The organism is Streptomyces sp. NBC_00328 (genome assembly GCF_036139655.1).
In the GTDB taxonomy this organism is placed as follows: Bacteria; Actinomycetota; Actinomycetes; order Streptomycetales; family Streptomycetaceae; genus Streptomyces.
This window is the reverse complement of sequence record NZ_CP108013.1, coordinates 580,590-595,977: the sequence shown is the minus strand read 5'-3', so window position 1 is coordinate 595,977 and position 15,388 is coordinate 580,590. Positions and strand designations below refer to the sequence as shown.

12 protein-coding genes are annotated in these 15,388 nt (G+C 69.6%); 5 read left to right on the top strand and 7 right to left on the bottom strand.

Features of this window, described 5'->3' with window-relative positions:
* The first annotated feature begins 169 nt into the window (after positions 1-169).
* Positions 170-4,444, top strand: a complete 4,275-nt coding sequence (locus OG485_RS02460) for a discoidin domain-containing protein (protein WP_328663980.1) — start codon at positions 170-172, stop codon at positions 4,442-4,444.
* Between the two features lie 89 nt (positions 4,445-4,533).
* Here OG485_RS02460 and OG485_RS02455 read toward each other — a convergent pair whose 3' ends face one another.
* Entirely contained in the window at positions 4,534-5,412 is an 879-nt protein-coding gene (locus OG485_RS02455; protein WP_328663977.1) for a hypothetical protein, read from the bottom strand.
* Positions 5,413-5,576: 164 nt separating this feature from the next.
* Between OG485_RS02455 and OG485_RS02450 the strand changes: the two genes are divergently transcribed.
* From OG485_RS02450 to OG485_RS02435, 4 genes are all read left to right on the top strand, one after another.
* Positions 5,577-5,816, top strand: coding sequence for a hypothetical protein (locus OG485_RS02450; protein WP_328663976.1), 240 nt, complete (start codon positions 5,577-5,579; stop codon positions 5,814-5,816).
* Positions 5,816-6,193, top strand: a complete 378-nt coding sequence (locus OG485_RS02445; RefSeq protein WP_328663974.1) for a fic family toxin-antitoxin system, toxin component — start codon at positions 5,816-5,818, stop codon at positions 6,191-6,193. The genes OG485_RS02450 and OG485_RS02445 overlap by 1 nt, the downstream gene beginning before the upstream one ends.
* A gap of 175 nt (positions 6,194-6,368) precedes the next feature.
* Entirely contained in the window at positions 6,369-8,069 is a 1,701-nt protein-coding gene (locus tag OG485_RS02440; RefSeq protein WP_328663972.1) for an FG-GAP and VCBS repeat-containing protein, read from the top strand.
* On the top strand, positions 7,970-8,233 hold the full coding sequence (locus OG485_RS02435) for a DUF6000 family protein (protein ID WP_328663970.1): 264 nt from the start codon (positions 7,970-7,972) through the stop codon (positions 8,231-8,233). Before OG485_RS02440 ends, OG485_RS02435 begins: the two co-directional genes overlap by 100 nt.
* 120 nt (positions 8,234-8,353) lie before the next feature.
* Here OG485_RS02435 and OG485_RS02430 read toward each other — a convergent pair whose 3' ends face one another.
* The 6 genes from OG485_RS02430 to OG485_RS02405 form a co-directional block, all read right to left on the bottom strand.
* Entirely contained in the window at positions 8,354-10,075 is a 1,722-nt protein-coding gene (locus tag OG485_RS02430; RefSeq protein ID WP_328663968.1) for an acyl-CoA dehydrogenase family protein, read from the bottom strand.
* A gap of 70 nt (positions 10,076-10,145) precedes the next feature.
* Positions 10,146-10,751 carry a PadR family transcriptional regulator gene (locus OG485_RS02425; protein WP_328663966.1) on the bottom strand — a complete coding sequence of 202 codons (606 nt, stop codon included), beginning with the start codon at positions 10,749-10,751 and terminating at the stop codon, positions 10,146-10,148.
* A 180-nt stretch (positions 10,752-10,931) separates the two neighbouring features.
* Positions 10,932-11,243: a DUF3040 domain-containing protein gene (locus OG485_RS02420; RefSeq protein ID WP_328663964.1), complete on the bottom strand. Its 312-nt coding sequence runs from the start codon at positions 11,241-11,243 to the stop codon at positions 10,932-10,934.
* A gap of 70 nt (positions 11,244-11,313) precedes the next feature.
* Positions 11,314-11,790 (bottom strand): Asp23/Gls24 family envelope stress response protein, encoded by a 477-nt coding sequence (locus OG485_RS02415; RefSeq protein ID WP_328663962.1) that lies wholly within the window; start codon positions 11,788-11,790, stop codon positions 11,314-11,316.
* A 499-nt stretch (positions 11,791-12,289) separates the two neighbouring features.
* Complete coding sequence (locus OG485_RS02410; RefSeq protein WP_328663960.1) at positions 12,290-13,534, bottom strand: acyl-CoA dehydrogenase family protein; 1,245 nt, start codon at positions 13,532-13,534, stop codon at positions 12,290-12,292.
* A gap of 794 nt (positions 13,535-14,328) precedes the next feature.
* Complete coding sequence (locus tag OG485_RS02405) at positions 14,329-15,378, bottom strand: LLM class flavin-dependent oxidoreductase (RefSeq protein WP_328663957.1); 1,050 nt, start codon at positions 15,376-15,378, stop codon at positions 14,329-14,331.
* Positions 15,379-15,388: the final 10 nt, after the last annotated feature.

Genomic DNA, 15,388 nt, shown 5'->3' with positions numbered 1-15,388 from the left:
ATTGCGATGAAACAACGCAATAAGCTGCGCATCGTGTCCCCTGTTGGGGATGGTGTGCGCCGTGCAGCCGACTCTTGCCGTTCGTCGTACCGCGCCACCGCTCTGCCCAGGAACGAGCCGACCCCGCCGCCCCTCCGGCGCGCGAACCTCCGCAGGGAGTGAACCCCGCATGACTTCACACAAGCCGAGATCCTGGAGAAGCCGCGCAGCGACCGCCGCGCTGGCTTCCCTCGTCATGGTTCTGGGCCTGCCCGCCGTCGGCGCCCACGCGGCCGGCGGCCCCGACGCCGCCGCGGACGCCGTCACCAAGGCCGGCAGCGCCCGCGGCGCACACACGGCCGTCAAGGTCACCGACGGCGACGCAGACACCTATTGGCAGGCCGGAAAGAAGTCGGCCCAGTGGGTGCAGACCGACCTGGGGCGGACCAGACGTGTCCGCCAGGTCGTGCTGCGGCTGCCCGAGCACTGGCAGACCCGCAAGCAGACGCTGGCGCTTCAGGGCAGTGCCGACGGAAAGAGCTTCGCCACGCTCAAGTCGTCGGCGCAGTACGTCTTCAGCCCCGGCAACGGCAACACGGTGAAGGTCTCCTTCCCCGCGACCCTCGCCCGGTACGTACGGGCCGACTTCAGCGGCAACTCGGTGGCCCCCACGGCCCAGCTCGCCGAGATGCAGGTTCTCACGACCGCCGCCTCGACCCCCAACCTCGCGCAGGGCAAGCCCTTCAGCGAGAGCGGGCACGCCGACGTGTACCCCGCCGCCAACGCCGGTGACGGCAACCGGAACACCTACTGGGAGTCCACCAACAACGCCTTCCCGCAATGGCTCCAGGTCGACCTCGGCTCGTCGGTCAAGGTGAACCAGGTGACCCTGCGGCTGCCCAGTGGCTGGCCCGGCCGCAGCCAGACCCTGAAGGTCCAGGGCTCCACCGACAACCAGAACTTCACCGACCTGACGGCCTCGAAGGCGTACACCTTCGACAGCTCCGGCGACCAGTCGGCGGCCATCGCCCTCGACACCGTCACGACGCGGTACGTGCGGGTGCTTTTCACCGCCAACACCGCTTGGCCCGCAGGGCAGTTGTCCGAGCTGGAGGTCTACGGGCCGGTCACGGGCGACACCCAGGCGCCGACCGCGCCGTCCAGCCTGGGCTACACCGAGCCGGCCACCGGGCAGATCAAACTGACCTGGAGCGCGGCGAGCGACGACACGGCCGTCACCGGCTACGACATCTACGCCGACGGCCAGTTGCGGGCGAGCGTGGCCGGGAACGTACTGACGTACACCGACACACAGCCGGCCGGCAGCGCCATCACGTACTTCGTGCGGGCGAAGGACGCCGCGGGCAACGTCTCCTCCAACAGCAACAGCGTCACCCGCCCGGCATCGGGCGGCGACACGCAGGCTCCCACGGCGCCCGGCAATCTCGCCTACACGCAGTCCGGCAGCGATGTGAAGCTCACCTGGCAGGCGTCGAGCGACAACGTGAAGGTCACCGGGTACGACGTCTACGCCGACGGCCAGCTCGCCAAGTCCGTGGCGGGCGACGTCACGACATACACCGACACCCCGTCGGCGACGGCCACCGTCACCTACTACGTGAAGGCGAAGGACGCCGCCGGGAACGTGTCGGCGGCCAGCAACAGCGTCACCCGGACCGGCTCGACCGGCTCCGGATCCAACCTCGCCGAGGGCAAGCCCATCGAGGCGTCCTCCTCCACCTTCACCTATGTCGCCGCCAACGCCAACGACGGCCAGATCGGCACCTATTGGGAGAGCGCGGGCGGTGCCTACCCGGCCACCCTCACCACCAAGCTGGGTGCCAACGCCGACCTCGGCCAGATCGTCGTCAAGCTCAACCCGGACGCCGCCTGGTCGACCCGGACCCAGAACATCCAGGTGCTCGGCCGCGACCAGGACGCGACGGCCTTCACCAGCCTCGTCGCGGCGAAGGACTACACGTTCAACCCGGCCGGCGGCAACACCGTGACCATCCCGGTCTCCGGCACCGCCGCCGACATCCAGCTCAAGTTCACGTCCAACTCCGGTGCCCCGGGCGGGCAGGCCGCCGAGTTCCAGGTGATCGGCACCCCGGCCGCCAACCCCGACCTCAAGGTCACCGGCATCACCAACACGCCCGCGGCCCCGGTCGAGTCGGACGCCATCAGCCTGACGGCGACCGTCACCAACAGCGGGACCAAGGCGTCCAAGGCCACCGACCTCAACTTCACCCTCGGCGGCACCAAGGTCGCCACGGCCGATGTCCCGGCGCTCGCGGCCGGTGAGACGAAGACGGTCGCCGCGAGCATCGGGGCCCGGGACGCGGGCAGTTACCCGGTCGGCGCCGAGGTGGACCCGGCGAACAAGGTGATCGAGCAGAACGAGGCGAACAACACCTTCACCCGCTCCGACGCCCTGGTCGTCAAGCCCGTCTCCAGCTCCGACCTCCTGGCCGCACCGGTCTCCTGGAGCCCCTCCAGCGCCTCGGCGGGCGACGACGTCAAGTTCACCGTCGCCATCAAGAACCAGGGTACGGTCGCCTCCGCCGCAGGCACCCACGGCGTCACCCTCACGGTCCAGGACTCCAAGGGCGCCACGGTCAAGACGCTCAGCGGCTCCTACAACGGTGCCGTCGCCGTGGGTCAGACGACGGCGCCCGTCGCCCTCGGGTCGTGGACGGCGGTCAACGGCAAGTACACCGTCAGGACGGTCATCGCCGACGACACCAACGAACTCCCGGTCAAGCGGGCCAACAACACCACCACGCAGGCCCTGTTCGTCGGCCGCGGCGCCGACATGCCGTACGACATGTACGAGGCGGAGGACGGCACTCTCGGCGGCGGTGCCAAGACCGTCGGACCGAACCGGACCATCGGCGATGTCGCCGGCGAGGCGAGCGGCCGCAAGGCGGTGACCCTCGACGGGACCGGCCAGTACGTCGAATGGACCACCCGCGCGGCCACCAACACCCTGGTGACCCGCTTCTCGATCCCGGACGGCACCACGACGACGCTCGACGTCTACGTGGACGGCCAGTTCCTCAAGGCGATCGACCTCACCTCGAAGTACGCCTGGCTCTACGGCAGTGAGACCGCGCCCGGCAACTCGCCCGGCTCCGGAGCCCCTCGGCACATCTACGACGAGGCGAGCCTGCAACTCGGCAGGACCGTCCCGGCCGGATCCAGGATCCGGCTCCAGAAGGACGCGGCCAACTCCTCCACGTACGCCATCGACTTCATCAACACCGAGCAGGCGACGGCGGCCGCCAACCCGGACCCGGCCGCGTACGCCGTCCCGGCCGGATTCACCCACCAGGACGTGCAGAACGCCCTCGACAAGGTCCGCATGGACACCACGGGCCAACTGGTCGGGGTCTACCTGCCCGCCGGCGACTACGAGACGGCCGGCAAGTTCCAGGTCTACGGCAAGGCGGTCAAGGTCGTCGGCGCCGGGCCCTGGTTCACCCGCTTCCACGCCCCCGCCTCGCAGGAGAACACCGACATCGGCTTCCGGGCCGAGGCGAGTGCCAAGGGTTCGACCTTCGCCGGCTTCACCTACCTCGGCAACTACACGTCCCGGATCGACGGCCCGGGCAAGGTGTTCGACTTCTCCAACGTCTCCGACATCACCATCGACAACATCTGGGTCGAGCACATGGTGTGCCTGTACTGGGGCGCCAACACCGACAGCATGACCATCAGGAACGCCCGCATCCGTGACACCTTCGCCGACGGCATCAACATGACCAACGGCTCCACGGACAACCACGTCGTCAACAACGACGCGCGCGCCACGGGCGACGACAGCTTCGCCCTCTTCTCGGCGATCGACGCCGGAGGCGCCGACGAGAAGAACAACCTCTACGAGAACCTGACATCGACGCTCACCTGGAGAGCGGCCGGCATCGCCGTCTACGGCGGCTACAACAACACCTTCCGCAACCTCCGCGTCGCCGACACCCTGGTCTACTCCGGCGTCACGATCTCCTCGCTCGACTTCGGCTACCCGATGAACGGCTTCGGGACCGAGCCCACGACCATCGAGAACGTGTCCCTGGAGAGGACGGGCGGCCACTTCTGGGGCTCGCAGGTCTTCCCCGCCATCTGGGCGTTCTCCGCCTCCAAGGTCTTCCAGGGCATCCGGGTCAACGACGTCGACATCGACGACTCCACCTACGGGGGCGTCATGTTCCAGACCAACTATGTAGGCGGGCAACCGCAGTTCCCGGTGAAGGACACCATCTTCACCGACGTCTCCATCACCGACTCCAAGAAGAGCGGAGACGCCTTCGACGCCAAGTCCGGATTCGGCATCTGGGCCAACGAGTTGCCGGAGCCCGGCCAGGGGCCCGCTGTCGGCGAAGCCACCTTCCGCAACCTGCGGATGAGCGGCAACGCCCAGGACGTCCGCAACACGACCAGCACCTTCAGGATCAATATCGAGTAGGTGCCGGACGACACCGAGCGGTACGGGGCCGCCCTCATATGAGGGCGGCCCCGTGCTTCACCCGAGCGGTCACCGCGCGGGTCGGACGGTCACTGTGTAGGTCCGGCGGGCTCCTGGCGGGGAGGAATGGGCCTGCCGGTGAACGCGTCGAGGAGGATGCGGTCGCCGACCGGGTGGCGCAGCTTCACCGTCACCTTCTTGACCCGCAACTCGGATGTGCACGGTCCGTCGGAGGTGCCACGGATCGACGCCGAGAACACCACGCCGCCCTCGGCCTCGAGCACCTCGACGGCCGGGCCGTCGTCGCACGCTCCGTGCTCGGCGCGCAGGGTGATCGTCCTGCCGTCCCGTGCGACGGTGTCCAGCCCGACGAGCGGCCCCAGTTCGTCCGTCCGCTCGGGTACGGGCCCGATCGGGGACCGGGGGAGTTCCGAGGGCGTGACCGCGACGCGTTTGAGCGGAGTGTCGTAGCCCTTGACGGTGAAGAGCCAGGCGGGCACCGTCGCCGTCCCCCGGCTGGTCGGCACCGTCATCCGGCCGAGCCGGGCAGCGGTCACGGTGAGGGCCGGGCCGGAGTTGCTGCCGCGGGCGAGCTTGTCGTAGGCCTCCCGTGCCGAGGCGAGGGGGAGGGTCAGCGAATCGCCGTCGCGCCACCGGACCTTCGCCTGCTTCTTCGCCGTGTCGGGAAGGGGGGCGCGCAGTCGGAAATTCTGGGTGGCGTAGGCGCGTTTGTCGGCGTCGTCGTGGAAGGCCCCGTCGGGCAGTTGGACGGAGTCGCCGAGCGGGTAGTAGCCCTGGCGCCAGACACGCGCCGCCTCGGAACCCTCCCAGGCGGTGGCGACCCGGCGGGCACGCTCGGCCGTGTCGACGTTGCCGGCGCGGTTGTCGGCGGGTGCCCTGTCGTCGCCGCATCCGACGGCAGCAGCGGCGACCAGGCCGAGGGTGACGAGCATTTTGACGGACCGCATGATGCCCCCGAGAAGAAGACGGTGGAATGGAGTCGAATACGACATCAGACCTGTGACGCCCAGGGAATGCCGGACGTTCGGTCCAGCAGGGGGACGATACGTGCGGGGGCCGCCGGTTTCCCCGTTTCCCTCCCTGGGGTGGTAACGACTGTTACCATGTCGGTATGGCGAAGACACAGCTGGGCGCGCGTGTGGACGAGGACATCGCGGATCTCGCGAAGAAGCGAGCCGCCGACCTGGGGCTGAGCATCGGGGACTATCTCGCCCGACTGGTGCAGGACGACACCAGCGGCCTGCGTGCCCGTGCGGTGGACGCGGCCGCCCGCTTCCTGAGCGAACACCAGAGTGTCTTCGACGAGGTCGAACAGGCCCAGCAGACGGCTCGGGGAGCGCACGCGGCCTGATGGATCTGCACATCGACGTTCCCTGGATCCTTCAGGTGGCCGAGGCCGCCGGAGCCGACGATCCGGCGCCGGACGACTACGGCGTTCCCGCCTCGGCGGTCGCGCGCCACCGTGCCGAACTGTTCGAGCAACCCGTCTACGACGGCCCCTACGCCAAAGCCGCCGCCCTGGTGCACACCTTGGGCCGGTGCCGCTGGCTGGAGCGCTCCAATCTCGCCGTCGCCGCGGCCAGCGGCGTCATGTACCTCGAAGCCGCCGGGATCGGCGTCAAGCCCGTACGCGAGGACGCCATCGCCCTCAGGGACCTGCTCCTCGACCCCGCCTGCACCGCCGGGAAGATCGCCGCCCTGCTGCGGACCTGGCCCACCACGACCTGACGCCCACCGACCAGGCGCTGCTTTGCCTTCGCCCTTGTTTCGAGGGAACCGCATCCGCGCGCCTGTGAACCCGCCCTGTTCGATGCTCTTGAGAAGGCTGCCGTCCCGGTGACACCCGCTGACCGGGAAGGGACGGGCGTCGGGGGCACGCGTGCGCACCGCATGGAGGACACCGATGAACTCACGTCGAACCGCACACGCCCGGGGCTTGGCGCTGAGCATCGCGGTCGGCCTGTCCGTGACGGCGTGCACGAGTGCCGACCCCGCCGAACCCGAGGGCGGCGCCAAGAGCAAGGTGTACGGCGCCCCTCCGGCCGATTGGTGTGTGAACGGCGTGCCGAGCGCCTCGTCCGGTGCCGGCGAGCTCCACCGAGGAGCGCTCCATGACGACTTCAACGGCGACGGCTACTCCGATGTCGCCTTTCCTTCTCCGCACGGCGACCTCAGTCGCGGGAAAGCCCGTCGAAAGCCCGGCTATGTGGCCGTCGTGTACGGCTCGTCCCACGGTCTGCGGATCTCGTCCAAGCAGATCTTCGACCAGGACAAGCCCGGCGTGCCCGGGGTCGGCGAACCGGGTGACTACTACGGCAGTTCCGTGACCACCGCCGACCTCGACCAGGACGGGTACGCGGACCTGATCGTCGGGTCCCGCGAGAACAGTCACGACGAAGCGTACGGAAGCGGCGGATACGAGGACGGGCAACTCCGCCGGTATCACTGGCAGGGATCCCTCTCGGTCATCTGGGGAGGCCGGCACGGGCTGTCCGGCTCGGTCACGCTGCCCAGTCGCGCCACCTCCCGTGACGGGGTCGGTTCGCTCGTTGCGGCGGGGGACTTCAACGGCGACGGTGCGCCGGATGTGGCGACCCAGGTCCGGGGCGGCGACCTGCGCGTCCTGTCCGGGCCGTTCGGGCATGACGGCACGCCGGCCGGCGGCGTGCACGACGTGAAGGGCCCGCGCAGAGCCGGGATGAGGGACCTGGCCACCGGGGACGTGAACGGTGACGGCGTCACCGACCTGGTCTCCGTGGGTGAGACGGAGAACGGGAGCACGAGTCGAAGCGACGTCCTGTACTGGAAGGGCACCCCTGACGGCCTCACCGCCGGCGCCGCCCTGAGCGGGATCCACGGTCCTCAGGATGCCGGTCATGCGGTGGCTGTCGGGGACGTGAACGGCGACGGTTACGCCGACATCGTCACCAACGCCTTCTTCGAGTTCGTCTCCGTCGACAGCGGCGGCAGCGGGGTGGAGGAGCAGGAGTACGCCAGGAAGTACCGTCTGCCGCACCTCAAGAGCGGGGCGGTCATCTATCTGCCGGGCGGCAAGAACGGCCCCGACGTCGAGAAGATGACGATGCTCAACCAGGACAGTCCTGGTATACCCGGCGTCGCCCATGAGGATTCCGGAGCCGACGAGGAGGGCGGGACCGAGTACTTCGGTGCCGGCGTCTCGGTGGGTGACATCGACGGTGACGGGTACGCGGATGTGTCCGTCGGAATACCGCAGAAGGACGTCGGCGGCGCGGACGGCGCGGGCAGTGTCCTCACGATGCGGGGAACCGCGCACGGCCTGACCGGAAAGGGTGCGCAGCTCCTCACCCAGGACACCGGAGGCGTGCCCGGCACCGCTCAGGCCGCCGACGCGTTCGGGACGGCGACCAAGATCGTCGACGTCGACGGCGACGGACATGCCGACCTGCTCGCTGGAGGTGAGGTCGCTCCGGACGGCACCCCGCACGGCGCGCGCGGCGCAGTCTGGGTGTTTCCGTCGACGGCGTGTGGGGTGACCCCGAAGGGCTCAGTCGTCATCGGGCCCAGCACCCTCGGTGCCCCCAAACAGTTCAACTCCGCGCTGGGCGCGGACTTCAACTCCTGACCGCGGGTATCCGGGCGGACGCCGAGATCCTCACTGCCTACCTCGACCACTGCCTGCCGCGCACCGACCTGCGCTACCACCAGCCCGCCGCCCTCGGGCCCGCCGAACAGCGCTGCTGGACCGACCTCCAGTGCGACTTCGCCAACGGCTGGACCCTCGGGTAGGGAGATCCCGGCCCGCGGCCGGGCAGCCGGAGCCCAGCTCGGTCGCGTGGCGGCAGGTCGTGCGCAACCGGCTTTGTACAGACGCCAGTTGCACACGACCACCTCATGTCGGCAGCGCCGCTACAGCGACATCTCGTACGCCCCGGACAGCGCCTCCACGCGCTTCCAGATCTCGGCCGCACGCGCCTCGTCCACGACGGGACGCCGGACCGCGCCGAGTGCCCAGCCCTGCTGCTGCTCGGTGGCGGAGTCCTTGCCGTGCAGTTCGACGCAGTGGCCGGAGAAGTCACGGACCAGAACGGAGAACAGCTCGTCGAGCACCGACTCGTCCAGGTCCGTCAGACGCGCCTGCTCCAGGATGAGCTGTCCGTGCACCACCAGCGCGAACAACTGGCCCACGGAGAGGAGGAAGTCGAGGTCGCGGCCCTGCGCCTCGTCGGGGGCCATCGTGGTGACGAACTCGCACAGGGCGTCGGCCTGTTCGCGGAAGCGGGCGACGTTCGGGACCTCGGCGTACGCGTCGTAGGCGGCGCGCCAGTCGTGGAAGCGAACCGAACCCAGGCCGCGTGCCGGTCCCTGCCGGAACAGGAAGTCGTCGTCGGCCGCGTCGAGACGGGTCGGCACGGCGGGTACGTCGATCGGGTCGAGCAGGTGGTTGCGCATGAACTTGAGGATCAGCGCGAGGTTGACGTGGACCGTGCCCTCGAGCTTGGGCAGGCCCCGGATCTCGACGGCGGCCTGGGAGAAGTAGTTGTCCTTCTCGAAGCCCTTGGCGGCGATCACGTCCCACATCAGGTCGATGACCTTCTCGCCCTCAGTGGTCACCTTCATCTTCGTCATCGGGTTGAAGAGGAGGTAACGGCGGTCCTCGGGACCGGCCGAACGGAAGTAGTCGACGGCGCGGTCGCTGAACAGCTTCATGCCGACGAGCCGGACGTACGCCTCGGCCAGCTCCCGGCGGACATGCGGGAACGCGGTGACGGGGCGGCCGTAGAGGATCCGGTTGCTCGCGTGGGTGACGGCCTCGTACATCGCGTGCTCGCAGATGCCGATCGAGGCGGTACAGAGGTTGAACTTGCCGACGTTGACGGTGTTGAGGGCGGCGTCGAAGGCCGCGCGGCCGGTGTGCAGGACGTCCTCGGGGGCGACCGGGTAGTCCTCCAGGCGGAACTCGCTGACGAACTTGGAGGAGTCGACGACATTCTTCACCAGGTGGTACGCCGGGTGGCGGCTGTCGGCGGCGAAGAAGACGTATCCGTCCGGGCCGTCGACGTCGGTGCGGCGGCCGAACACGGAGACGAGGCCGGCGGCGTTGCCGTTGCCGATGTAGTACTTGGAGCCGCCGGCCAGGAAACCGCCGTCGGCCTGGGGCTCCAGCAGCATGTCGGTGGAGTAGATGTCGGCGCCGTGGGCCTTCTCGGACAGACCGAAGGCGAACACCTCGCCCTGGGACAGGAGGTCCGCGGCACGCGTGCGAGCCGTGGCGTTCTCGCTCTGCCACACCGGGCCCAGACCGAGGATGGTCACCTGCCAGGCGTACCAGTAGTCGAGACCGTAGAACCCGAGAATCTCGTTCAGCGCGGCGATCCGGGCGGTGTCCCAGCGCTGGTCCTCGTCCGTGGCGGCCGAGGCCGGGGTGAGGAAGGTGGCGAACAGGCGCTCCTTGGCGGCGAAGGCGAGGAAGTCACCGAGCCAGGCGCGGGTGCGGTAGTCCTCGATGATCTGGCGCTTGCCGCGCTCCTCGAACCAGTCGACGGTGGCGCGCAGCAGCCGGCGCGTCTCGGGGTCGAAGTGCGCCGGGTCGTAGGTGCGCGGGTTGAACAGCAACGGAGTGGTGGTCACAGAGGTTCGCCTTCCGAGGGGTGGGAGGTGGGAGATTGCATGACGGGGAGACGGAGGAAGCCGGGGTGGGTCAGGACGACTGCCGCTCGGGGCCGTCCTGCGGGTCGCCGCCCGTGACACCGGTCGTCGTGCCGAGGGTGCGGAGCGTGGCGAGGACGTCGTCGAGCCAGGCGATCGTCATGCGCTCGTACGCGATGCCGCCGCGCAGTACGACGTGCTGGAGCTGCTGACCGGCGTCGAGGGGGGCGGGGGCGTCAGGACCGGTGAAGTCGCGCAGCTCCCCGGCGAGATAGCGCGCGAGCCGGTCACTGTGTATCCGGTGGTGCCGCTCGACCTCGTCGACGAGCGCCGCCGGGTCGTCGAAGGCGGCGCCGCGGATCTTCACCGCGAGGTCGTGACGGATGCTTTCCGGTTCGATCGGCTCGTGCAGCCACTCGGAGAGGACGGCACGCCCGGGGCCGGCGACCGAGTACACCTTCTTGTCCGGCCGCCCCTGCTGCGGCACGTCCCGGACGGCGAGCACGCCCTCGCTCTCCATGCGCTTGAGCACGCGGTAGATCTGCTGGTGCGTCGCGGTCCAGAAGTATCCGATGGACCGCTCGAACCGCCGGGCCAGCTCATAGCCGGACCCCGGTTTTTCCAGCAGGGAGACGAGGATCGCGTGTTCGAGCGCCATACCGCACAGCTTTCTATGCAACTCGTTGCATAGGCAAGCGCTGCCGCCCTTGTGAGACACGGCTCACCCGGGCTGCCGCACACACCAAGGCGCCCCGCGCGCGATCACGGCGATGTCGTGGGCCTGCCCACGCGAGGAAGCCGGGAAGTTCCTCTGCCGGCCGCGGAGGCCGCGAACCGGTCAGAACCACGGAGTGAAAGGGCCCGTGCTTCTGATCCAGCGGCCCAGCAGCCTGACGAGCTGCAGCGCGGTCAGCGGCCACAGAACCGCGAATGACCAGAGAAGCGCGGCGTTCGACGTGCGGATGCCGACCACCGCGAGGACCACCGAGCACACCAGCATCAGTGCGACCGCGACGGGCAGCCGGCGCCCGCCGGACGGGCGGTGCGGCTCCGGCGCGGGGTCCTGCCGCAGCCCCTCCTCGATCTCCGCCAGCGCGGCACGTTCGCGCGCTGTGAGGCGGACACCATCCGCGTGGTCCCTTTCGTCCACGGCGACGCATCTCCTGGGTGTTCTTCCGCGGCGGCCGGTGGATGCGAGCCTCCGGCGCCGGTGCGGCGGGTCACGTCACGCGAGGGCCGTCCTGCGGTTCCTCGTCCGGTTCGTCCGGCAGACGCACGTCGCCGACGGCGACGTTCACCTCGACGACCTCCAGCCCGGTCATGCGCTCGACGGCGGAGACCACGGCGACGCGCATGTCCGCGATCACCTCCGTGATGGGGTACCCGTACTCGACGACGACGTCGAGATCCACCGCGGTCTGCCGTTCGCCGACCTCGACGCTCACGCCGCGGGTCTGACCGGGGCGCCCGGCGGGCACCCGGTCGCGGACGGACCCGAGGGCCCGGGTCATTCCTGTGCCGAGGCCGTGGATACCGGGCACATCGCGTGCGGACGCCGCCGCGATCTTGGCCACCACGCCGTCGGCGATGGTGGTCCGTCCCTTGCCGCCCGGATCACCGGTGCCGGAGCGCCGGATCCCCTTGGCCTCGCCCGTTTCGTTCCTGGTGGCCGCGGAGCGGGTGGTCAGGTCCGTCATCAGGACCTCCTCGGTCTTCCGTGCGGACACTTCGCGTGACACTCAAGGGGGACTGCTCTTGCCCCTCCGCCATCGTCACACGAATGGCTCAATTTGTGCGATCTGGAGCAAATGGCGCAAGGCCCGAACCGGGGGCGTCGTCACAGTGCTCGCGCCGCCTAGGCCGTACTTCCGCGTCCGAGTCCGTTGTCGCGGTGGCCAGGGCCGCGCGGGCGTCCTCGGTGGCACGGTGGTGGGTCAGCGCCGCTTCCGCACGGTGGATCGGAGCGCCGGCCGTCCAGGGACACCGTCCCGGCTTCCCTGTCCAGGGAGGGAAGCTGCGGGCGTGCGGCGTCAGGGGTTGCCCAAGCTCCGGGAGTGTCGGTCAACGCGCGGACATCGGAGGGCAGTTGGGCTGACGAGACGTCGGCGAGCGTGACGCCTTCGAGGATCCCGCCCTGGCTGAAATCCGCATGGGCGACTATCCGTACGGCTCGGGCCGGTTTCGACGCTCGCCCGGTCAGAGGGGCAGGACGAACGGAGGGTGCGCGCCGTTGAGGAAGTAGTCCCCGACGTCACGGAGTCGGGCACCGACGGGCTCGTGCAAGGTGAGGGTTCGCGCATTGCGCCAGAAGCGGTCGAAGCCCAGCCGCGAGGACGCGGAGCGTGCGCCGACGACCTCGAGGGCACGGGTGGTGGACTCCTGCGCGGCCCTGGACGCGGCGGCTTCGGCCATGGTCACGAGAACGGAGATCTCCGCGTACTCGTCGTAGCTCAGGGCTTCACCGCGTGCCAGTCCGCCCAGCACGGCTCGCACCGCCTGCTCGTTGAGTGCCGAGGCGGAACGGGTGAGAACGGTGAGTTCTCCGTGCAGGATCAGGATCCGTGGGTCCGAGGGCGAGCCGACCGGCCAGCCGGGATACCAGAGCGATTGGCCTGCCCGGCTGTATTCGCGTACCTCGGTGAGCACTCCCTCGGCGATGCCGAGAAGGATTTGGACGGAGAGGAGGCGTCCGACCGGTGAGGTGAAGGCGGTCAGGGGTGACAGGACGTCCTCGTCCGCGGACAGGGATCCGAGCACGTTGCCGGCGGCGACCGGTACGGCGTCGAAATCCACGCTGCCGCCGGCCGCGAGCCGCTGGCCGAAGGTTTCCGAGTCGGCGTCGATCCGCACACCGGGATGGGCGGGATCGACGACGACGGCGAAGGGTTCGCCGGTGTCGGTCCGCTCGCCGCGTACGGCGAGGCGGTCGGCGACCAGGACCCCGGTGGCGTAGCTCTGCCGACCGTCCAGGACGTAGCCGCCGCCTTTCCTGGCCAGCCTCAGAGGCGGTTCCTGGCGGGCGAGACCGCCACCCCAGAGGAAGGGCTTCTTGGTGGAGCGCTGGACGGTCTCGGTGGCACGGGCGGAGGCGGCGAAGGACAGCGCGCTCCACGACAGGAAGTAGTGAGAGCCGAGCAGTTGACCGATCGCGGCGTCGGCGGCGGAGATCTCCCGGACGACGGCGTAGGCCGTCGCCCAGTCCGCGCCGCCTCCTCCGGCGCCGGCCGGTGCCAGCAGCGTCAGCAGGTCCGCCTCGCACAGTCGGGAGACCTCGTCGAAGGGGGTCTTGCCCGCCTGCTCCCTGGCCACTGCGTCCGTGGCCAGGTCTTCCGCCGTCTCGCGGGCCGCACGCAGCCAGTGTGCATGGCCGGAGTCGGCCGGCTCCGGTCCGGTCCGGTCGGATTCGGTGGCGGGTCCCGACGGCGCGGTGACAACGTCCATGATGATGAATTCCTCAAAGTCGGTGGCAAGGTGCCGTGTCGGGAATCTCTTGCCGGTCGGGCACGCACTGGTGGTCCACGCGCCGTACGGTGACGATCCGGCGCCGGGGAGCCCTGCCCGGGTGCGGCTCGGGCGGCATCGCCTGATCGCCTGGGCGGGAGGAGGAGTGGCGGCACGCGCGAGGTGTGGGTGCCGCGCCCTACGCGCTGCAACAGACGGCGCTGGCGACGCGACCGAAGTCGACGTGCCGACGACGAACCAGCCGCTGCTGTGTGGGGGGCATGTACATCATCCTGCGCATCCTCAGGACGCGCGGTCAATGATTTCCTAGTAAATCAATAGGAAATCAGAGGGAGCGGTCCCACGGACGGATGGGCGACCCCATGGGTACCGGCCACGTCCGGTCGTCCGGCATGCGGACCGTAGTTGACGGGGAGCCAGACGCACCGCTCAATGAGTCACATGAACGCCGAGCATCGCCTGGTCACCCGGGACCACATCGACTTCGGCCGGGTGTGGTCCGCCGCGTGTCGCGCCTGACGCGCCGACGGACCGTGTGAACGGCCCGTCCCCCTTGGCGATCCCGTCGTGTACGGATTCCTTCTTCGTGGCATCGTCGGTTTCCGTGGTTCCACGGGGTGTTCAGTCCTGCGTCGCCCCTGCTCGACGACGCGATCGACTTCGGCCGGTACGTGATCCCGATCGTCGCGGCGACGTGCCCTGCCCGGTGCGATCGGGTACGCAGGCGGGCCCGGGCCGCGTCCGGCCGCACGTCCGGGTTCCGGGAAGCGGACTCAGCGGACCGTCTCCCGCGCCGTCGACGAGGCCGGACGCCAGCCCAGTTCGGGTGCGATCAGCTGCCGTGTGTCATGCAGGATCTGTTCGTACTCCTCCCGGTGGAACTCGTACGGCAGCTCCAGACGCAGCTCCGAGACCTGCGCCAGGACCGGGTCGGCGGCCAGCTGCTCGAGGATCTGTTCGGCCGTGCCCACCACGTCGGGGGCGAACAGGGTCCGCTTCGGGCCCTGAGGCCTCAGGGTACGGGCGTGGCGGTCGGCCGCGTAGGCGCGGTATCGCGCTCGGCCGGCCGCGTCGGCGCCGTCGAAGGGCACGATCACCCGGCCCAGGGCCACCCGTGCCGGACGCTCCACGCCCTGCCGGGACAGCGCCCGTCGGTACTCGGCCAGGAGATTCAGCTGGGCCGTGGTGAAGTCGTCGGTACCCTCGCCGGAGACGATGTTGCCGGACAGCAGGTTCAGGCCGTTCTCCGCTGCCCAGCGGACCGAGCGCAGGCTCCCGCCGCCGTACCAGAAGCGGTGCGCCAGACCGGGATCGTGCGGTTGCAGACGGGGACGCTGTACGTTGCCGGGCGAGTGGATGACCGTGTCGGGGCCGCCGAGGTGGTCGCCGCGCAGGTTGTCGAGGACGCGGGCGATCCTGCCGTACGAGAGGTCGAAGCCGCGCCAGTCCCCGTCGTACACGAGGTCGCCGAGCAGCTCGGCGTGCGGCATGCCGGTGCTGAAGCCGATCTGGAGCCGGCCCCGGGACAGTACGTCGGCCAGCGCCAGATCCTCGGCGAGGCGGAAAGGGCTCTCGTAGCCGATCGGTATGACGGCGGTGCCGAGTTCGATCCGCTGCGTGCGCTGGCCCGCAGCGGCGAGGAACACAGCGGCCGACGAGACACCGTGTTCGAGGTGCCGCTGCCTGATCCAGGCACCGTCGAAACCCGACCGTTCGCCGTACTCGAACAGCTGGAGCGTCTCCTCGAGGCCGGTGTACGGGTCGTCGTCGGCGAAGTTGCCCGGAGTGAGGAACGCAAGGGACGTGATGGTGGGAGTGGTCATGTGAGGCGGT

Coding starts and splice junctions, on each gene's coding strand:
- OG485_RS02445 (WP_328663974.1), top strand. CDS start 5,816: ATGGATCTGCACATCGACGTTCCCTGGATCCTTCAGGTGGCCGAGGCC.
- OG485_RS02455 (WP_328663977.1), bottom strand. CDS start 5,412: ATGCGGTCCGTCAAAATGCTCGTCACCCTCGGCCTGGTCGCCGCTGCT.
- OG485_RS02460 (WP_328663980.1), top strand. CDS start 170: ATGACTTCACACAAGCCGAGATCCTGGAGAAGCCGCGCAGCGACCGCC.
- OG485_RS02450 (WP_328663976.1), top strand. CDS start 5,577: ATGGCGAAGACACAGCTGGGCGCGCGTGTGGACGAGGACATCGCGGAT.
- OG485_RS02415 (WP_328663962.1), bottom strand. CDS start 11,790: ATGACGGACCTGACCACCCGCTCCGCGGCCACCAGGAACGAAACGGGC.
- OG485_RS02440 (WP_328663972.1), top strand. CDS start 6,369: ATGAACTCACGTCGAACCGCACACGCCCGGGGCTTGGCGCTGAGCATC.
- OG485_RS02425 (WP_328663966.1), bottom strand. CDS start 10,751: ATGGCGCTCGAACACGCGATCCTCGTCTCCCTGCTGGAAAAACCGGGG.
- OG485_RS02405 (WP_328663957.1), bottom strand. CDS start 15,378: ATGACCACTCCCACCATCACGTCCCTTGCGTTCCTCACTCCGGGCAAC.
- OG485_RS02410 (WP_328663960.1), bottom strand. CDS start 13,534: ATGGACGTTGTCACCGCGCCGTCGGGACCCGCCACCGAATCCGACCGG.